Source organism: Neopoerus faecalis, assembly GCF_029218125.1.
Lineage (GTDB): Bacteria > Bacillota > Clostridia > Oscillospirales > Oscillospiraceae > Oscillibacter > Oscillibacter faecalis_A.
This window is the reverse complement of the sequence record NZ_JARFXX010000011.1, coordinates 18,965-38,209: the sequence shown is the minus strand read 5'-3', so window position 1 is coordinate 38,209 and position 19,245 is coordinate 18,965. Positions and strand designations below refer to the sequence as shown.

The following is a 19,245-nucleotide window of genomic DNA, read 5'->3' as shown; positions in this document are numbered from 1 at the left end:
CAGGAGGCCATGATGGCTGGTGATATGAGGACTCTGGGCTACATCTGCCCGAAATGCGGCGCGCCGGTAATGGGTGCCCGCTCCATTTTCGCTTTGGAGGCGTCCGATGCGGAAATTGCCTGCTCCTGCGGCGGCAGCGTGCTCCATACGAGCTTTGACGGACAGCGCTACCGCCTGCTGGTGCCCTGCGGCGTCTGCGGTAAAATTCACGAGGCGGTTTGTCCGCCGGAGCGCATCCGGGAGGGGGCCACGGCTCTGAGCTGCCCGGAGAGCCGGCAGTTCTGCTGCTTTGTGGGAGATGAGGGCATTGTGGACCATCATCTGCGGGAGGCAGAGATCGCCATCTCCAAGGAAAAGGCCCAGTCCGGCAGCGGCGAGACAGAGGCCTTCACCGATAATGTCATCATGTACGAATTTCTCTCGGAGCTCCGGGATATTGCCGCCCGGCCCAATGGCATCACCTGCGGTTGCGGCAGCCACAGCTATTCCATGGAAATCCGCCGGGACGCCGTGGAGCTTACATGCCGTGACTGCGGCGCACGGCTGCGGCTCAGCGCCGCCACAGACCGGGACCTTGATGACCTCTGCTGCCACATGAAGCTGGTCATCCCGGGAAAGAAATAAGTCAACCGCATGGGCCGCAAAAGCGGCCTATACTTTATAACAGAAAGGAAGCGATTGATATGATCTCGCTTCTTGCGAAAATTTTCTGCAAGCCGGAGGGCCGCACTCCCACCCAGTTGCGGACAGCCTACGGCATTCTCTGCGGGGCGGTGGGAATCGCCTTGAATCTGCTTCTGTTCGCCGGTAAGCTGCTGGCAGGCACGCTGTCCGGCTCCATCGCCATCACAGCGGACGCCTTCAATAACCTCTCGGACGCCGGCTCCTCCATCATTACGCTGCTGGGCTTCAAAATCGCCGCCAAAACGCCGGACCCCGGCCATCCCTTCGGCCACGGGCGGGCGGAATACCTTTCGGGCCTTGCGGTGTCCATGCTGATTCTGCTCATGGGCGTGGAGCTTGGCAAGGAGTCTATCGGCAAAATCCTGCACCCGGAGCCGGTGGCCTTCAGCGCTCTGGTGCTGGGGATTCTGGCGGTTTCCGTGTGCGTAAAGCTCTATATGGCCTTTTATAACCGCGCAGTCGGCAAGCGGCTGGACGCCCCGGCGCTGCTGGCCGTAGCAGCGGATTCCGTCAGCGACAGCATCTCTACCGCCGCCGTGCTGGCCGCCGCGCTGGCGAGCCGCTTCACAGGGCTGGCCGTGGATGGCTGGGTCGGCGCCGTAGTGGCGGTTCTCATCCTGAAAGGCGGCATCGACGCCGCCAAGGCTACCATCGATCCCCTGCTGGGCGTACCGCCGACGCCGGAGTTCGTTCGGGAAATTCAGGATCTGGTGATGGCCCACAAGGAAATCTGCGGGATACACGATCTGGTGGTGCATGACTACGGCCCCGGCCGGGTGATGATCTCCCTCCACGCGGAGGTCCCGGCCTCCGGCAGCGTCATGGAGCTGCACGATGTCATTGACAACATCGAGCATGAGCTTCATAAAAAGCTGGGCTGTGAGGCAGTGATTCACATGGACCCCATCGCCGCCGATGACAGCCGCACCGCTGCCCTCCGCGCACAGGTGGAGACGCTGGTGAAGTGCATCGACGCCTCGGTCAGCATTCACGATTTTCGAATCGTCCCCGGCTCCACCCATACGAATTTGATTTTCGATGTGGTAACGCCTCCCGGCTTCCGCATTGCCGATGACGAAATGGCCCGGCAGGTACGCTCGCTGGTCCGCTCACTGGACAGCCGCTATACCGCCGTGGTGCAGGTGGAGCATTCCTACACATGACCAAAACAGGCCCGGAGCTTCCGGGCCTGTTTTTCAAAATTTCGTTTTTTTCAAAAAGGTACTTTACAAGCCGCAGAAATATGTTATAATAATATAGCTGTTTGGGCTCGTAGCTCAGTTGGGAGAGCGTTCGGTTCGCATCCGAGAGGTCGAGGGTTCGAATCCCTTCGAGTCCACCATGAACAAGGCAAGTGATTATATCGCTTGCCTTGTTTTCGTTTCAATGGGTCAGGAGCGTATCTGCTCCCGGCCTTTTTGCTTGATCTGGCTCCCCTCCAGATACAGAGCTTGAAATTCCTCAAATGACACATTGAACTCTATGTCGATCTCATAATCTCGCCGCACATGGACTGCTTTTACAAACTGGGCCACGATCATTTTCTTGGCTTCAAAGGTGCAGTGGTCATACATCTCGGCCCAGCTTATCAGCTGGTCATATTCCCGCAGCACTTGGCTGGCCGTCTGTACGGTTTCTTCCAGTTCGGCTGTGGTGGTCTGAATTTGCGCCCCCAACTGCTTGATTTGTTCCATAGTCTCGCTGACAAGGCTGTTCAGCAGGTCTGCATTCAAGCGGCTGGTGCCTTGGATGACCTTGATGGTCTCTGCGCGCAGGTCTTGATACTCCCGCTGCTTCTGCCGATATCGCTCGTTCAGCAGGTTCAGCTTGGACTTTGCGAGGTCTACTTCCTTAGCCTGCTGTTTCGCTATCAATTCCTGCGAGGATGCGCTCCGGATTCGTCCCAGCTGGATACGAATGATTTGATCCACCAGCTTATCCAGCTTTTCAACGCCGTACCCGGATTGCCCGTCACATTCGCCTGGATGCCGAATATTGTAATGGCATTGATACCTTGCTCTGGTCTCGCGTATAACAGTCCCGTCCTTTCGGACACGCTTTCGTCCGCTGGTGGTCAGTGTCAGACGTCCGCCGCAGTGACCGCAATAGATATTCCCCACCAGCAAAGACCGTCCCTTTGTATTGAGCGGCACATCATTATGTCAGGTCACCCGTTTTTCCATCATCTGCTGTGCCCGTTCATAAGTTTCTGCGTCGATAATTTGAAGCTCTGGCAGCGCCTCTGATTGGCTGTCTCCATTTCGGATGACCCCAGTGTAAATGGGGTTCTTAATGATGCGGTTGATTGAAGTAGTCGGTATGTTGCGTCCTTTTCGGTTTGTAATCCCCTGTTCGGCAAGATACCGGCAAAGGCGCTGCGCTCCATACCCTTCGCAGAGATATTTCTGAAAAATCAGTTTCACGATCTCCGCTTCGTCCGGGTCTACAACAAGGTCTCCTACATCCTGATTTTGCTTGTTCGTGCGGCCCTTATGCTCCAGACGATAACCAAACGGAACACCGCCGCCGGTAAAATGTCCCTCCTGCGTCATTTGCTCCATTCGGGTCTTGGTGCGGACAGAGGTTTTGATGCTTTCGCCGGACGCCTGCCAGTAACGGATATAATTCAGCAGCTTGTCCACATGGGTATCAAACCGCTGCTGTCCTTCCTTGGCACTCCACACCTCGATGCCGTTTTTGACAAACCACTCCACAACGAACGGCGTTTCGTCCTCTCTGCGCCCCAGTCGGTCAAACATAAATACCAGCAGAATATCGAATTTGTTCTGCAAGGCATCACGCTGAATTTCTTGAATGGCATCCCGGTCTTTTGCTGAGACCTTAAACCCGGAAACACCCTTTTCCGAAAACTCCTTGACGATTTCCCATCCGGGATGCTGCCGAACAAACTCCCAGCACGCTTCCTTTTGCATGGGAATATCATCTTTTTCGACTTGTCCCAGCGTTGATACACGATAGAGACAGTAAACGCGCCGCCCTTTGGTTATCAGTTCTTCTAACATATACATCACTCCTGTTTTCTTCCGATATGGGGAATGGTGTATATGGCCTCGTTTCAATTTTCAAGGTGCATATCTATACCATCATTATCTCATATCCACGTAGAAAACACAAATTTTATGACTTTTTAGAGACGTTTGAAAGAAGAATATCCTTGATCTCACGAACTGCGGCAGGATTCTCCTTGCCGGCATATCGAACTGTAACCTTGCAGCCATCCACATAGATCGTCTGCGTCTGCCGCGGGCTCTGTGGAAATACAGTCTGCTTCTGCTCCACGCTTCATTCCTCCGTATATTTTATAAAATGGCAGGGCCATATCCTCATGCAGACATGGCCTTGGTATAAAATGCCGTTTTCTCCGAACCCGTTCCTGCCCCTGCACAATATTCAGCGGCGTTTTGATTTCCTTGGTACGCAGACGCGATACTTCACCGGAAAGCATATCCGATTCGGACGGTCATTCACTTCTCAAGGTGCAGGTGTTCACCACATAGCTGTGATGAGCAGAAAGCTGTTATCGCCACAGTCTGCGTCAGATAGATCCCGCATCCTCTTGTGTGTTTTGGAAATGAACAGTTGGCTTTTCAGCGGTGGACGTGCTTGATATTGCTCTATTAGTTCGTCTACCTGACAGGCACAAGCATAACAGTCTGGTTCATTCTTCTGAATATACCGGCAAAAATAACCGGTGTGATGGGCAAAATACGCAGCATGACGCCTTCGTTTCAATCCCCCATACTTCCTGTTATAGGCATAGCAGTCGCTCCGTGTCCAGCCCATAGCTACAAGCGGGTACTTATTTTCAAACTCCCTTTTAAGTTAATTGTTGTTACCGCTTGGTTAGCCAGCCCTAATGTAGATTTATTCATTAGGGGCATAATAGAAACCTCAGCTTCGACAGGTAGAGCCTTGTATTTGACGAATTCTCTTTTTATCCCTATAATATATAAACTATTATAATAGGGATGAGCAAAACTCAATTATTGCGAAATCAAGACACGATATATATGGTTTGAGCGAGCCTTATAGCGCTATTTGTTGTATATCCTTATGCGCAAATCGGAGTTTTGCTCAACCCTATATTATAAGGTTAGGGGGATCCAATATGCCCAAGTTCAAAATCTCAAATGAATATATTTCAAAATGTAATGACACGGAGATTTCTGAGTATCCAAAATACACGACCCAAGTGATTAATCTCGCAAACCAGAATGCAGGTGGTACAAGGCCAAGAAATGTTGGTCAGTTATCGGAACTACTTCCCGAGTATCTGTCTTCACCAGGCGAGGCCTCTCTTTCTGGCTGGAAAGAATGGTATAATGAGAGATATCCCGACGCTGTTAATAATGCAGTTGATAGGGTTTGGGATCAAGTTAACAATCTTAGAGATTGTATGGATTACATTGACAAGCATATTCTATCAAGGATTTTTAATGATACCTGTTCACCTCTGCCCATTTTATCCATAGTAGATTTAGATATGTTTGTAGCTTTCATCAGCTGATTTTTTGTCATTTCCTTGTCTATTAGCAATTTCACCAAGGTTTGTAATCAAATGCCATATTTGTCACCTCTTACGGAAATACTATCACAGCAGTCCGAAGTGCCATATCGTCTATTCTTTGTAGCCACCGCCCGCCTTGTTGTGGAGCGTCCTGTGGACGGCCGGCTTTCTCTTTCCTGTGTTAAAGTCTGTACATGAGTCCGCACAGTTCCCCCCGTCACAGGCCGGTGGTAATCTCCAACTATAAGAAGTCATGTCAGTACTCATCGGTTTTGATGGTTTCCATGAGCCGCTCCAGCTGCTTATCATCGTGGGTGGTCTTAGCGGCTGTCACCTTCTTCGGCAGTATCACATCATTGGAGGATAAGTATATATAATTAGCCTCCTTACCTTTTCCTTTAGACATTATGCTCCGCAAAGTTCTCAACCTGCTCCATAACTTTTCGGAAAACCTCTGGGCTGTACTGCGGAGGATACCCATTCTTTATCAGGCAAACTTTGATATCAAATTTAAGCTGGTCGCGGACATTCTGATTGTTGAGCCAGTCTGCAAACGAGGATTTTGTATCAATGATTTTTTTGATCTTTTTCGCCAAAGATCTGCACTTCTCATTGACAGAAACACCGTCGACGATTTTGTCTTTGCCGCACTCAAAATTGTACTCGTTGCGCAGTGTCATCAAAATATCATAGAATGCCTTCTCTTCAAAAGTAAGACCAATCTTCCGGAAGCTTTCGTGGTCCTCATTCATTTCATGCAGAATGCGCAAGGCTTGTTCCGTGGCATTTCTGATGATTTCCTCGGAAGTTTGCTCTTGGGCTTCGCCAGCTTCCTCCGTAGCAAGATGCTTCCTGCGCTCATGATAATGCTGGATGGTCTCCTCAAGCATTTCCTGATACTTCTTTGCGGCCATCTGATTTGTTTTGCCATATTCCCTGATCTGCTTGCGAAGCATTTTTACCAGCAGTTCCAGCTTGGATGCAGGCATTTTCACATCAGACAGCTTCTCATAATATTCAGGGCTGAAAATATCCTCGGGTTCTCCATCCTCCAGAACGCTTTCAGGTGCATTGTACCTAAGTGCTTCTTCAACCATCTTCGCCACACGGCGGTTCATGATATCAGTATCCACTTCGGTATCGGTTCCGTTCATCTTACGCACAAATCCCGCAATGGCCATGAAGCACTGAGCGAGGGCAGATTCTTCTTTGCCTATCTCACCGAATGGCTGACAAATATCATACGCCGCCCGCATTCTTTTGACGGTTTTCAGGAAATACGTCTTGAATAAGACTTTGCTAACACCTTTGCCACCGTTAGTTTCTGTTTGCAGTTCCTGTGCGGAAGCAAAAACATACTCGGAGGCTTTCGCTAAAAGTTTGTACCGCAAGGCAGGATCTTCAGCCGGATCAAGGAACGGAGCCAAATCATACCCCGAAAAAAGATCCTTCAAAATCGAAAGTTCCTCCCTGAATACGTCGGCAGCCTGCTGCACATCGTCTGCCGTAGGTGCAATAGAGTTATCACCACCGTAGATTTTCAGAGCCTTGCGCATATTATCGCGGATCCCGATATAGTCGATAATAAAGCCATAATCTTTGCCGGGATATTTTCTATTGACCCGGCTGATGGTCTGAATCAGCAGATGTCTTTCCAGTGGCTTATCATTATACATATAAGTCAGAGAGGGGACATCAAAGCCTGTGATCCACATATCAACGACTATGGCAATACGGAAATTGGACTTATCCTGTTTGAACGCAGCGTCCAATTCCTCGGAGCGTTTGCTATTTGCAGCGCCGCCGAGATAATTATACATATCTGCCGCGTCGTTACTGCCAACGCTTGCCACCATCGCAATAAATGGCATCGGTTTCAGCTCGCGCAGATCTTCTTCTGAAGCAAAGATGTCATCAGGCACCTTCTTTTCCTCAAACCATTCCGGATAGTGTTCCTTGAACTTTAGCAGCAGATCATAGGCGATTTTTCTGTTGGAACATACGATCATCGCTTTCTGCACTCTATCCGGGTCGTTGGCGCAGGCGGAGACATAGTGTTCATGAATATCAACAGCAAGGTGCTCCAAACGGGAAGGCTCACCCAGAATAATCTCCATGGAGCTCATGGCCTTTTTACTGGTCTCAATATCCTCTGCCGTTGCGCCATCGTCAAAGCACTTCTGGTAGTAATCTTCTATTTGCTTGACCTTTTTCTGATCAAGCAGGACTTTGGCGATGCGAGGATGATATTTGATGGGCACAGTAAGGCCATCGGCCACAGCCTGATCCATCGTATAACGGTCAATTTCAGCGCCGAAGGTCTGGTAGGTCTGGTCGATGGGTGTACCCGTAAAGCCGACGAAAGTTGCCTGTGGAAACGCTTCTTTTAAAACCTTTGCATACGGCTTGGACACCATGGCCTTCATATTTTCATCTGTATCCTTACTGAACCTGATCCGGTTCGCACGTTCAATCTGCGTTCTGTGCGCCTCGTCAGAGAAACAGATAATATTGGCACGGCTGTTAATCAGTCCGATTTTATCATCTTCCCGGTCACAGAATTTCTGGATCGTACAGATATAAAAACCACCGCTTTTCCTTATGCTGAGTTCCTGACGCAGGGCATTGCGGCTTGGGACAACCCATACCTCTCCAAGGTTCAAAAACTCTTTACTCTTGGTAAAAAGCTGCGCGCCCTGCTTTTGGAGTTCGTCACGGTCAACAATCATAACGATGGTAGGAGAGCCAATCTCTTTTATATCGGCACAGCGCAGAGCGAGCTGGCGGGCAAGAAACGCCATCGTATAAGTCTTTCCACAGCCTGTAGCACCGAAATAGGTGCCGCCCTTGCCACTCTTTTCTACAACAGATTTAATGATACTCTGTTTCAGCAAACGAGTGGCAAAAAATTGCGGGTACCGGCAGACGATCTCCCGTTCCTCACTGTCATACTCGCTGTCCTGGAAGTAAATGTAATCACGAAAAATCTCAAGAAACCGCTTTGGGCTGTACACACCCTTTATCATAGTTTGTACCTCGTCAAATGGCAAGGGAGAGACCTTATCGCCGTCGTTCACACGACGCCATGCATAGAAGTGTTCATAGGGTGTACGAACGGTGCCAAGCCGCGTTTTCACGCCATCGGAAATGCAGGCCAGCGGGCAATAATGCAACAGATGCGGAATATCGCGCCAATAGCGGAGGTTAATCTGTTCCCATGCACCATAAATCGTCGCATTGCCATCTGCCGGGTTTTTCAATTCAACAATACACAGGGGAATTCCGTTGACAAACAGAAGGATGTCCGGTCGACGATTCTCCGTCTGCCCGTTATTGGTATATTCAACAATGAACTGATTGACCGCACGGAATACATTTTTCTCCGGATTTTCAAAATCAATCAAATTGACCATTATAGGAAGGCCTGACTGCGGTGTGAACTGAATCCCGTTCACCATCCAGCCATAGACTTTATGGAGCGTCGCAAAATCACTTTCCGCACCTGCAAGGCGCACGGTATCCATAATCTGCTGAATTTCATCAGCGGTCAGATCCGGGTTAGTCTTGTTCAGAAAGTACTCCATGTCATCGATGTATAACACGTCCCGCATGGAAGTGCGCGGGAGACTACTCCCGGGCAGATAGTTCCATCCCGCTTCCTCCAAAAAGGAAAGAAATGCGTTTTCATATTCCGTTTCGCAGTAGCGACCATTATAGCTATGCAGTTTCGCCATTGGTTTCACCTCCATCCTCAAGCGAGCCACGAATTAAAATCGGGCAGATATCCTTGATTTGTGCTTTTAACTGTTCGTTTATCTTTTTACGTTTGTTATATACGGTATACACTTCGGCAATGGCTTTTTGTATCTCAATATCCGGGATAGGAATCTGCACGTCACACATCGTGTCCCAATCAAATGTTTCTCTTGCAGATCCCCAGGAATGAAAGCGTGAATATCTATTAAATTCAGACCTCAAAAAGAACAAAAACAGGTACTGGGGGATTAAATGTTCGCTATTGGTTCTGAACACGGTAGAAATCGAAGAAACCAGGTATGTTTCTTTTGATGAATTTATTGCAAGAGATATCTTATCACCGCGGCGCGATGTATCGGAAATAAATGCAATTTCATTGGGGCTTACAATTTTATAGTTGCTGAGCGAAACCCCGTCCATATTTGCCTTTGTATCAATAAACTCTTTGTCCGTGGATATCCCTCTAACGAAATCCAGCGTTAAGCCGATATCATTTTTTGCATTACATTCAGTTATATATCTCCCTATCCTCTCACATGGGATTCTTCTCCGTAAATTCTCAACATATGCATCACAAGTGAGCTTCAAATCCTCCAAGCCGCGCTCATATGCCTGTTGATTGGCGACCATTGCATTATAGATATCGACGTATTTTTGTTGCGTCGGCAGATTGGGAAGCGTCAGCTCCATTTCACACAATGCATCCCACGAAAACACCTCTGTGGAACTCCCCCAAGAACGATAGCACGCCTCACGATCCCACTCATCTCGATTAAAATGGAGAAAAAGATATTCCGCAGAAACAGTCAATTCCATTTCCGGCCTAATTCTAAAGCCGATGTTATTCCATGATATAATAAAACTAACATCTGTATTGTTATATCCAAAGCCTATATGCTTTCCGTGAGTTCGTGGATTAAACACAAATTCTTTTGGATGAATCACCAAAAACTTACTTAGATCAGCAACTGATACGTCCGCTTTCGTGGGGATAATTTGCTTGGTGATTGTCATTCCTCTAACATCATCCGCACCAAATAGATAGTCTGTATTAATTTCAGTGGTTTGCTCAACCAGTTGACCAATCCGGAACTTACTCAATCCCATATCCAATCCCCCTGAAGGCATCCTCAAGCATCTTTTGGGACTTCATTTCCTGCGCCAGCACTTCCCGCATCTCTTTTTGAACTCGGCTCATTTCAGCGGCATAGTCGATTTCCAAATCATGGTCAATGAACTCGATATACTTGCTGGGAACAAGACTCCAGCTCTTTTTTTCAATCTCATCCGTTTTAACACTGCGGTAAAGCTCCGGCACAGCATAATTTGCACCGTCGGTTCCTTCGGACTGCCATGTATGATAAATGCCGGCAGCTTTTTGAATCTGTTCGCTGCTTAAAAGAACTTTCTTTTTGCTTTCGTTCTTTACGGGATTTTCTGTCCAGGTACGCAGATCCATAAACAGGAGTTCTTTTTCGCGGTTGCGCAGTATTCTGCCGTGATACTCCCCGCCCTTTTTGTTCTGATTCAGAATCCAGAGTGTGACGCTGATATCCGTGGTGATAAAAAGCTCACGGGGAAGAATGATAATGGCTTCGACCTTATCATTCTGAATCAGCTTTTTTCGGATCTCAAGCGTATCGCTGTCGCCTAAAGCGCCATTGGACAGCAAAAATCCAGCAACGCCCTTGAGAGCTTTCAAATGGGAAAGTATATGGAGAATCCATGCGTAGTTGGCGTTGCTCTCAGGCGGCGTCTGATAATCCGCCCAGCGGGAATCATTTTTCTGATTATCGTCATACCACCCTTTCAGATTGAAGGGCGGATTGGCCATGATGTAGTCAAAGTAAAGGCCTTTATGCAGATCATGCGTAAAAGTAGAGTCGCTTTCCCCGCCGAGATTATGGCTGATGCCGCGCAAGGCAAGGTTCATCTTTGCCAGGCGGTAGGTTGCGGCTTCCTTTTCCTGACCATAGACATTGATCCTTCTGATATCACCGCGCTTTTCCCGGATGAGGTCGGTACTCTGGACAAACATACCGCCAGAGCCACAGCAGGGATCATAGAGTGTACCGTCAAACGGCTCAACCATCGTCGCAATCAATTGCACGACATCATGCGGTGTATAGAATTCGCCCTCCTCTTTCGTGGCGTTGACAGCAAATTCTTTGAGGAAGTATTCATAAACACGACCGATCAGATCTTTCTCTTCGCCGAAGGCCTTGTGGCTGATTTTGTTGACTTCATCGACCACCTGTTTGATATCGTTGGGGGCAAGATTACGTGTGGTAAACGTGCCCTCCACAAAACACCCCTTCAACTGTTTGCTGCTGGCAGCAATGCTGTGCAGGGCAGTATCAAGGGCGACATTCAGCTTGGGCGCAGGCGTCTCAATGATCGTTGACCAACGGGCATCCATGGGCAGGTTATATGTGCCGTCCGTAAAGGTGGGGTCATCTAAAAACGCGGCTTTGATTGCTTCATCATCAGGGTCAAGTCCCTCCCTGATCAGGTTTTTCCGTAAGTTTTCTACGCCGTCTTCAAATTTTTCACCAATAAAGCGCAAAAACACCAGCGTGAGCATCATATCTCGTTTTTCAAAAAACGAACCAGAGTTGCGTGCCTTGCGCAGAATGTCGCGGCATTTGAACAGGATAGAGTCCAAATTGATTTTTTCTTCCACTTTTTTCTTGGCCATTGGAATATACCTTTCTTTATCTTTTCGGTGTCAGCTCCATTTGTTTTCTGACCCCGACCAGCGTTTCACATAGTTTCTGCCTTCCACCGCTGCGGCAAACGGCTCAGAAAGCAATGATCTGATTGCTTTAAGCACCGTGCTGTAATCATCGGTTTTTATATCGGTTTTGCGGCAGAATGCTTTCCACTTTTTCCGCATCGCTTCATCGCCGTCGAAGGCCATCACCTGTTCAAATTGTTCCACAGTAAAGCTGTGATTGCGGTTGGCAAATGTCTTTTTCATGGCTTCAGCCAGCAAAGCGCCGTCAAAGTCAAATTTATTTGCCAGATAGTAAATATCGTAATAATCCTTCATTCTACTGGAGAATTCCATCAGATTGAGAATTGCATCGATTTTTTCTGCGACGGTCGTTTCCAGAGAGTACGTATTTATCATCGGCGCGGTGAAATCTTCAAGCTGGGTAGGGATTTTTCTCTTTTCCTGTTTTGGAACGATCATATCGCCCACACTAAAATCAATGTTGAGCGGTGTTCTTATGTTCTTGATCCGAGCCACGAGGGATGCGCCGATTCCCGCGTATTTTTTCGTCACAGCAATCGGCGCAATGCCTTTGATCTCATAAGTCACGAAATCATTTCCGGCAGGAACGGTAATAATTTCTTCCAATACAGTTTTCAATTGCTCCGGTGTGTTTGGCACTTTCCAGAGGAGAAAGTCTACATCCATCGTCACACGACTGTCAAAATCAGTAATGGCATAGATGAACAAGCCACCCTTAAGCACAAGATTGTCAACATATTTGGACTTTTCTAACCGCCGCAGGAATTCCTCCTGGCAAAAGAGTTGCAAACAGAGCTGATAAGTTCTGCCGCTTTCGTTTGCTTTGTTTTTCAACCTCGCCAGTACAGCTGCAGCAGCATCAGCCATTGAGCAGCACCTCCATCAGTTCGGTCACTTTTTTATAAACTCGCAGCTTTCTGGCATACGCAGAAAGGTTGCTCAGATTCTTCTTTGTATCGTTTGCATAGGCATGCAGGGCTTTGGAGAACAATTCGTTGTCCAACCGGGAACGGTATTTGAAGCAGTCACAAATGGTTCTTTCCCGGTCATAAACAGGCAAATCAACACCCTGAAAACTCCCTGTGGTTTTACCCAGTTCATACAGATTGTCCTGTACATAGTAAGGCCGCAGAACAAGCGCATCCACCTCAAGTTTTGCTCTGGATATAGTACGTGGCACTGCAATGGACCATTTGCGTGGTGCGAAGTTGCTGTATCCATAGTAGAAAAGGGCAGACTCAACACACACAATTCCCTGCGGAACAAGCGTTGCGAGAAGCTGTTCCTCAGAAACAATATCTTCCCCGGCAAGGCTGTAATAGCCGTGGCGTACTCGCTCGAGATAACCGGCGATACACATATTCACAACATCAACTGCACGGATTCCGGCTGCGACAAAATCAGCAGACTTAGCAACGCCGCTCCTGCTCATAATAATCGCTTTGGCCAGTTCTCGGTTGTTCATGCAATCACCGACTTCTATTTTTTAAATTCGCACACAAATATTTATTATCTGTACTCGATTTTTATTTTAGCATAGATCATAAATAAGCACAACAAAAATTCACACACAAAAGTCAGAATTTGCGCGCGAATTTTATATATTAGAAAGGCCGCTAACACCTACTGTTTCAGAATTGTCGGAAACTGGTTCTGAACGGCAATGGGCAGGATCGTTTTATTCAGCATCATATCAAATCATAAAAGCCTTTACTAAGGTGACATCACCTTTAAGTTCCTGTGCAGCAATTCGCGCGGGTTCAACTCCCACGGCCCGTACCAATAAAAAGAGGACATCCATTAGGTGTGTCCAGTTAAGAAAACATTCTAAGGCGAGAGAGAAACGGTATAGCTTCGGCTATGCCATTTCTTTCATTTTTGCCTGCTATCAAATACTTTGGCCATTTTCAAAATCCCGATACCTTTGTAGTAGATATCAACCTCTTGCCTGCGGTTGATTTTGCTATGGGGATCGGTCGCTGCGTGAATGACGATCTTCTCAACGAACTCATGCAGGATACGGGGGTGTCAGCTCTGGGATATCGGTGTACTGGCGGACAACGGACAGGAACCTGTCAACATTGGCACTTTTGCCTTCTGCTTCTTCGATTTCTTCACGGAGCATTGCTGCCTGCGTCTGCAAGTTACGGTCCTTCCGGTTCCGATGATTCGATTTGCATTACTTATTATTCCAAGTTCGCATAATCCCCGCGCAGAATGAGGCCGAGGCGATAAGTATTTTACTTATCGCCTCGGCCTTTTCAGCCTATCCCTTTGCTCGTATTTTTGCTCTTTCTCATTGCGCTTACCGCATAACCATCACACCGTATGCTTGCTTTACCGAAGAAAGGAACGCCGCCGAATAAATTCGACAGCGTTTTTCTGCAGCACAGGGGCAACGCCTGCGCTGCATTTATCCTCTCTGCATTAGGGAAAGCAAAACCGCTTCCCGCCTGTCTGCCCAGCAGACAGGCGGGAAACGGTTTTGTCTTAAAAATTACCGGTACAGGTCATAGTCTGTACCAACAGAGCCGGGGGGGCTTTCACCAGCCGGGTCTGAACCGCCTGCAAATCGAGGTTCTTCAATATCTCGCTCCGCTGAACCGTCATAGCCGCGCAGAGCTTGTCCAGCGCAGCGTCCAGCCGCTCCTGACCAACGGAGACCGCGCCCATACCAGGATACGCAACTTCTTTGCCATACTGCGCCTCAAAATAAGCCAGCAGCTTCTCCGTCAAAATCGTCTGCCGGGCCTCCACGCGAAGACTCTTTGTGGTCTGTCCCTGATAGCCATCCCGGAACGGTCCCCGTTGGTCCACCTCCGCATCCGTGACCGTAAGGTTCAAGGAGGCCGCCAACGCCTCCCGCGCCGCGTACAGCTTGACTGTCTTTTCAAGATAAGTCAATGCGGCGGGAATATCCTGATTTCCGTTCGTAAGCAAGTGGTTTTACTGTTTCCGCAGCCCTTGATACAGTGCTTCGGAGCAGTCCTCCGCCGTGAAGTCCGCACCATCCACCATAAGCAAGACCGCCGCTGGGTCAACGCCCAGAATATCCCGGCACTGGCTGAAGGATTGGAAGGACAGCTTCAGCCGCTGGGCGGGATCCACCAGCCGGGCCAGCATAGCCGCCGCCTGACCACGGGTCACGGTGTGCTGACCGTCAAAGGTGCCGTACTCGTCCACGCCGTTCAAAACGCCGGAGAGATACAGCTCATACACCACGCTGCCGGCAGTCAGGTCCGGTACATCCCGCTCCAGCGTGTTGATCTCCGGCAGGGTGACATGGGCATTGTCCAGCACCAACAGCAGCAGCGCCGCAAAGTCGCTCCGCGTACACGGCTGCTGGGGCTAATCCGTCCCCTCACTGTATCTCCAAGCCTGCAAAACGCTGCGGCTCATGGCGGACTGAGCCGTGTCGGTGGACAGGCCGGAGAGCAGCGTCAAAGCAGACTGATACCACGCCTCCCCCACCGCCGGAGCCGCAAGGCCGCTGCCTCCGGTGAGCCGGTCATACAGCCGGGCGGAAATCACCAGAATTTGGGCGTTGGTCAGTTCACTGACGGCATCAAACCGGTCAGCCTGCCGCCCCTCCAGCAGCCCGGTATCAAAGCTGGTCTTCACCGCGTCGGCGCACCGCAATCCGCTCATGTCCCGGAAGCGGCCATCGTAGGTCCGCTGCTCCGGCACCAGCAGCGTGTCCGCAGCCGCTATTTGTGCCGCCTTTGCTCCTCCGGTCAGAAGTGACAGCAGAATAAACAGGCCCAGCAAAAAACTTCCCAAACGGCAAACCATAAAAAATCGTCTCATGTTCCATCACCCTCCGTTAAAAAAGCTCTTGGTGTAATGCTCTCCGCCATTTTCAGAAGCACATCCTTTTCAAAGGCACCGAAGATGGTGAAGGTCACGCCTTCGGCGTTGGTCCATGTAAGGGTGGCCTTGTTGCGGGGCTTATAGGAAACGGCAACAATCTCATTCCCTGCCTCATCCTCTGTCATTCTCTTGGCATAGCCGGAATATTCGTCCAGAGAGCCCGCAACGGCGTAATACATACCGGAACAGCCGTTGACCGTGACAGGTTCCGAAGCGGCTCCACCCGCAAGGTGAGGACCGGCAATACCGTTGGAATACAGAAATGTAATTATTTTGATAATATAGCTATCCGGTAAATTAGTAATTTCAAAATCTGGTAGTTCAGGCTTTTTCTCGTCATTAGAGATTCCAGTATACCGATATATCACTTGATTCTGAAACACCTCTTTTACGAAGTTAATTACCGCAGCTCGCACAGTCGGGCTGATTGCCATAGCCGATCCCAGCCCAACCAGCAGGATTAAGAAGAAACACGCTGCTTGCTGAACCACCCTTTTCCATACCGGCTTTAGGTGTTCCTTGCACCACTTATTCGGGTCTGCCAGCATTTTCTTCCGCTGGCGGCGGTAAGGCAGCGTTCAGGGCGACTCCGTCCCCTCCGGCTCCGACAGCACCTCTGCGTAATCCATGGTGGCCGCCAGCAGCAGGGCCTCCTTTAGCTTCGCGTCAAACAGAGCGTCATTCATAGCAATAGCCCTCCGTCTGCAATTTTTCGATCAGCAGCTTCCGCCCACGGGCCACCAGCGTGGCCACGGTGGAGGTGTTGAGCTTCAGCGCCTTGGCGATCTCCTGATTGCTGTACTCCCACGCGAACCGCAGCTCCAAAGCCTCCCGGTACCGCTCCGGCATGGAGCGGATCAGCTCCACGATGCGCCCGGTCTCGTCCATCTCCGGGGCGGAGGGCGCCGGGGCGTCCCAGTCCTCCGGCAGTGGATCCGTGTGGTTCTCCTTCCGCAGCATGGTCATGGACACGTTCTTCACAATGACCACCAGATAGCCATCCACAGCTCCCCACGGTACCTGTTTCACCTTTTCAAAATGCTGGATGACCTGCACCTAGCTCTGCTGAACGGCGTCCTCCGCCAGTTCGTGAGACCGCAGAATTTTCAGGGCAATGCGGTAGAGCTTCTGTTCGTATGCGGTATGTAATTTCAAAAATTTTCGCTGGTCTTCCTCGTCCTCCAGCATGGCCAGCAGAATCGTCAGCATGGCAGCCACCTCGTTTTCTCTTTCTCTCTTGATAGGGTAACACATTTTTCCAAAAAGCGCACCCTTCATCTTATAAACGCACCGACCACTGAATCTGTCTCATGAAAACAAAAAGTTTTCAAAAAATTTTGGGTGACTGTTCTGTGAATCTCTCAAAAGGCGGGGAGGCGAACGCCTCCCCGCCAATTTGGGCTTGTTATTCAAATTTGCCCCAGAAGGAATCCACGACCACATCTACATTGGTAACTGTTCCTCCGGCCATACACCAAGTCAGTGTTCTTGCAAAATCTCCTTCATCCTTTTCAAGATAGGATGCACGAGTCACCGTCTGTTCCGGCGCGATTTTTACTTTAGAAAAAAGTTCTACATCCGTTAGACTCCCATTAGGCCGCCGAACGATGTACACGGACTGTGTTTCTTTAGAGTGGTTTATGAAACTGATACGCATGGTAGCTCCCGGAACACCTTCCTCATCCTCATTCAGCTCTGCAATATCAATTTGATAAGGTCCTTCTGCATCCTACCCGAGAAGAAATCCTGATTTGGCAGGATGAGGAGGATTTTCCCTTCAAGCGCCGCAAAATCAGCCTCAGTCACGGGATTTTGGTTCATAAGATCGGCAAGCAGTCCCGAGATATGCACATCCTTTTCCTGCTTGTAATCCTTAAAAATCGTTTCAAACATATCCTGTGCATAGGCGATTTCTTCCGCGCTTTCATTTCGGATATGGCTCATACCAGCCTTTATGAGCTTCGGTTTCAGTTTTTCATAGTTGCAGTGCTTCATATACCACAGCATCAGCGACGCAAGGAAGTATTTCCTTTTCAGGCTTTTCAGCGTATTTTTGTCCATGCCGCCGGTCGAGATCAGGACCAGTCCGCCGGTTTCTCCCGGATATTTCTGCACATAGATCTGCGCGACCATACCGCCGTCACTCGCACCCACAAAAACGGGATTTTCAATGCCGAGCTTCTGAAAAAAGGCGTACATTCCGGCAACAAGCTCCTGATTTGTACGCAGCTCCTGCGGATAGTCGAACAGGAGCACCCGGCAGTCACCGGACAGTCCCTCTACATAGTCCATCCACATTTCAAGCGTATTCATACCGCCATTCAGGAACACAAGCGTTCTACCGATATTCTCTCCGCTCAGGATATAACGGCACTGTGCACCGCAGACGGCGATCGTTTCGCATGGATGCGCTGCCTGAAATGACTTTAGCTTTTCCGAATATGGCATCACACTTTTCTCCTTCCGCATGGTCCGTATTTTGTAAGCAGCAGTTAGAGTCGGCTAACCACCTGCTTTCAGAAAAGTCGCACTTTTGCGGCCTTTCTGCCGGTTCCAACCGTTATCCGCAGGGCAGTGGCTGAAGCAGCGCCGCCGTGCGTCCCACAAATCACTCGGTCACACGGTAGCAAATCCCCATTCTCATGTCAGGACACCGCTGTGCCACATCGGTCAGAAACTCTTTTCTATTTATTGCAGTTATCGCTCCTTATCGGGTTTATTCTCCGTATTATCCGTAACCATACGTTTTCACTTCCCACGTTCCGCCGTTGTCCCTCACCAAGATCCACTGAAAGTCATCATACGTTGTATTTGGCTCTAACGAGCCATCACCACCCGATGCATCCGTATCAAAAGACGAATACAGAACAATGGCCTCGTCCGCGTTATATTCCTGCGCCCATTGGGTGAACAGATCGGACAACGCATCTCCGGGGTAGCGAAGCTCCGTCAGAGTGCAGCCCTGAAACTCCGTTTCAAAACAGGCGGTTACGGCCGCCACAGCATTTTCTATGTCATCATCCGTATAGAGGTCAGAATGATAAGTCACCGGTTTCCCATAGCAGGCGGAGTAAAGAAGCTCCTCGTCCTCCGTCCGAAATACGGCGTCGGAAACCTCGGCTCCCGCGTCCAGAATGAGAATATAGGGCGCATTGTTTTGAACGGAGATAGAGACCTCCCTCCCGTCAGCGAGCTTTGCGGCGACGTCCGTAAAGGTAACGTCCCTGCGCGTGTCCGTGGTAGGATCGTAGAGCGAACTGCCAATATCTCCAAAGAGGACGGTTGCTTCCTCCGTGCTCAGCACCTCTGCAGAAAAGCCGATGCTGCCGGGGCCATAGGCGTCCCCTAATGCTTCGATGGTGTACCCCTCGCCCTCTGCGGCCACAATGTACGCCCTGACCATGGTGTAACCCTTCTCCACGCCGGGCGGCGTAAAGGTTGTCAGCAGCGCATATACGCCCTCCTTGACCGTGTCGGTACTGACAAGGTCATAGTTCGGCTCCTCTGCTGTGAACCACTCCCTGACCGCATCGACTTCACTGTCCGCATTATCCGCGGCAGGCTTCGCCTGACAGCCGGTCAGAAGCAGCAGCGCCAACACAAAAAGCGCGATGTTCTTCATTGCTTTCATTTGGTATCTCCTTCTAAC

General features: G+C 49.6%; 23 protein-coding genes, 1 tRNA gene and 1 pseudogene. 4 read left to right on the top strand and 21 right to left on the bottom strand.

Features of this window, described 5'->3' with window-relative positions; genetic code table 11:
• The first annotated feature begins 12 nt into the window (after positions 1-12).
• The 3 genes from PY311_RS11245 (at position 13) to PY311_RS11235 (ending at position 2,026) form a co-directional block, all read left to right on the top strand.
• Positions 13-624: a hypothetical protein gene (locus tag PY311_RS11245; protein WP_286148784.1), complete on the top strand. Its 612-nt coding sequence runs from the start codon at positions 13-15 to the stop codon at positions 622-624.
• Between the two features lie 59 nt (positions 625-683).
• A complete protein-coding gene (locus PY311_RS11240) occupies positions 684-1,847 on the top strand; it encodes a cation diffusion facilitator family transporter (protein WP_286148783.1) in 1,164 nt (387 codons plus the stop codon).
• Positions 1,848-1,950: 103 nt separating this feature from the next.
• Positions 1,951-2,026 (top strand) — tRNA-Ala (locus PY311_RS11235).
• Between the two features lie 49 nt (positions 2,027-2,075).
• On the opposite strand, the gene PY311_RS11230 is transcribed toward PY311_RS11235, so the two are convergent.
• The 3 genes from PY311_RS11230 to PY311_RS11220 form a co-directional block, all read right to left on the bottom strand.
• Complete coding sequence (locus PY311_RS11230; protein ID WP_286148782.1) at positions 2,076-2,804, bottom strand: recombinase zinc ribbon domain-containing protein; 729 nt, start codon at positions 2,802-2,804, stop codon at positions 2,076-2,078.
• A gap of 42 nt (positions 2,805-2,846) precedes the next feature.
• Entirely contained in the window at positions 2,847-3,707 is an 861-nt protein-coding gene (locus tag PY311_RS11225) for a recombinase family protein (protein WP_286148781.1), read from the bottom strand.
• Between the two features lie 115 nt (positions 3,708-3,822).
• Positions 3,823-3,984 (bottom strand): hypothetical protein, encoded by a 162-nt coding sequence (locus tag PY311_RS11220; RefSeq protein WP_286148780.1) that lies wholly within the window; start codon positions 3,982-3,984, stop codon positions 3,823-3,825.
• A gap of 829 nt (positions 3,985-4,813) precedes the next feature.
• On the opposite strand from PY311_RS11220, the pseudogene PY311_RS11215 reads away from it, so the two are divergent.
• A pseudogene (locus PY311_RS11215) lies at positions 4,814-5,062 on the top strand (MjaI family restriction endonuclease); the annotation flags it as partial.
• Between the two features lie 44 nt (positions 5,063-5,106).
• Here the strand turns inward: PY311_RS11215 and PY311_RS11210 are convergent.
• The 18 genes from PY311_RS11210 to PY311_RS11135 all read right to left on the bottom strand — a co-directional run bounded on the left by PY311_RS11210 (position 5,107) and on the right by PY311_RS11135 (position 19,227).
• A complete protein-coding gene (locus PY311_RS11210) occupies positions 5,107-5,205 on the bottom strand; it encodes a helix-turn-helix domain-containing protein (protein ID WP_286148823.1) in 99 nt (32 codons plus the stop codon).
• A 263-nt stretch (positions 5,206-5,468) separates the two neighbouring features.
• Complete coding sequence (locus PY311_RS11205; protein ID WP_286148779.1) at positions 5,469-5,618, bottom strand: hypothetical protein; 150 nt, start codon at positions 5,616-5,618, stop codon at positions 5,469-5,471.
• Positions 5,611-8,946 (bottom strand): type I restriction endonuclease subunit R, encoded by a 3,336-nt coding sequence (locus PY311_RS11200; RefSeq protein ID WP_286148778.1) that lies wholly within the window; start codon positions 8,944-8,946, stop codon positions 5,611-5,613. The genes PY311_RS11205 and PY311_RS11200 overlap by 8 nt, the downstream gene beginning before the upstream one ends.
• Positions 8,930-10,075, bottom strand: coding sequence for a restriction endonuclease subunit S (locus PY311_RS11195; protein ID WP_286148777.1), 1,146 nt, complete (start codon positions 10,073-10,075; stop codon positions 8,930-8,932). Before PY311_RS11195 ends, PY311_RS11200 begins: the two co-directional genes overlap by 17 nt.
• Positions 10,062-11,666: a class I SAM-dependent DNA methyltransferase gene (locus PY311_RS11190; protein WP_286148775.1), complete on the bottom strand. Its 1,605-nt coding sequence runs from the start codon at positions 11,664-11,666 to the stop codon at positions 10,062-10,064. The genes PY311_RS11195 and PY311_RS11190 overlap by 14 nt, the downstream gene beginning before the upstream one ends.
• A gap of 30 nt (positions 11,667-11,696) precedes the next feature.
• Positions 11,697-12,593 (bottom strand): nucleotidyl transferase AbiEii/AbiGii toxin family protein, encoded by an 897-nt coding sequence (locus PY311_RS11185; protein WP_286148773.1) that lies wholly within the window; start codon positions 12,591-12,593, stop codon positions 11,697-11,699.
• On the bottom strand, positions 12,586-13,191 hold the full coding sequence (locus PY311_RS11180; RefSeq protein ID WP_286148772.1) for a type IV toxin-antitoxin system AbiEi family antitoxin domain-containing protein: 606 nt from the start codon (positions 13,189-13,191) through the stop codon (positions 12,586-12,588). The genes PY311_RS11185 and PY311_RS11180 overlap by 8 nt, the downstream gene beginning before the upstream one ends.
• A 407-nt stretch (positions 13,192-13,598) precedes the next feature.
• Positions 13,599-13,742, bottom strand: a complete 144-nt coding sequence (locus tag PY311_RS12710) for a DUF4368 domain-containing protein (RefSeq protein ID WP_350309740.1) — start codon at positions 13,740-13,742, stop codon at positions 13,599-13,601.
• On the bottom strand, positions 13,735-13,851 hold the full coding sequence (locus tag PY311_RS12705) for a DUF4368 domain-containing protein (protein ID WP_350309739.1): 117 nt from the start codon (positions 13,849-13,851) through the stop codon (positions 13,735-13,737). The genes PY311_RS12710 and PY311_RS12705 overlap by 8 nt, the downstream gene beginning before the upstream one ends.
• 365 nt (positions 13,852-14,216) lie before the next feature.
• Entirely contained in the window at positions 14,217-14,666 is a 450-nt protein-coding gene (locus PY311_RS11175; RefSeq protein WP_286148771.1) for a hypothetical protein, read from the bottom strand.
• Positions 14,667-14,672: 6 nt separating this feature from the next.
• The gene (locus PY311_RS11170; protein WP_286148770.1) at positions 14,673-15,029 is read right to left on the bottom strand and encodes a hypothetical protein; all 357 of its coding nucleotides are present in this window, start codon (positions 15,027-15,029) and stop codon (positions 14,673-14,675) included.
• Between the two features lie 45 nt (positions 15,030-15,074).
• On the bottom strand, positions 15,075-15,533 hold the full coding sequence (locus PY311_RS11165; RefSeq protein WP_286148769.1) for a hypothetical protein: 459 nt from the start codon (positions 15,531-15,533) through the stop codon (positions 15,075-15,077).
• The gene (locus PY311_RS11160) at positions 15,530-16,144 is read right to left on the bottom strand and encodes a DUF4367 domain-containing protein (RefSeq protein WP_286148768.1); all 615 of its coding nucleotides are present in this window, start codon (positions 16,142-16,144) and stop codon (positions 15,530-15,532) included. Before PY311_RS11160 ends, PY311_RS11165 begins: the two co-directional genes overlap by 4 nt.
• 130 nt (positions 16,145-16,274) lie before the next feature.
• Positions 16,275-16,652, bottom strand: coding sequence for an RNA polymerase sigma factor (locus tag PY311_RS11155; protein ID WP_286148767.1), 378 nt, complete (start codon positions 16,650-16,652; stop codon positions 16,275-16,277).
• Positions 16,653-16,805 carry a hypothetical protein gene (locus PY311_RS11150; RefSeq protein ID WP_286148766.1) on the bottom strand — a complete coding sequence of 51 codons (153 nt, stop codon included), beginning with the start codon at positions 16,803-16,805 and terminating at the stop codon, positions 16,653-16,655.
• Between the two features lie 196 nt (positions 16,806-17,001).
• Positions 17,002-17,253: a hypothetical protein gene (locus PY311_RS11145; protein ID WP_286148765.1), complete on the bottom strand. Its 252-nt coding sequence runs from the start codon at positions 17,251-17,253 to the stop codon at positions 17,002-17,004.
• Between the two features lie 32 nt (positions 17,254-17,285).
• Positions 17,286-18,044, bottom strand: coding sequence for an alpha/beta fold hydrolase (locus PY311_RS11140; protein ID WP_286148764.1), 759 nt, complete (start codon positions 18,042-18,044; stop codon positions 17,286-17,288).
• Between the two features lie 280 nt (positions 18,045-18,324).
• Entirely contained in the window at positions 18,325-19,227 is a 903-nt protein-coding gene (locus tag PY311_RS11135) for a hypothetical protein (protein WP_286148763.1), read from the bottom strand.
• Between the last annotated feature and the right edge of the window lie 18 nt (positions 19,228-19,245).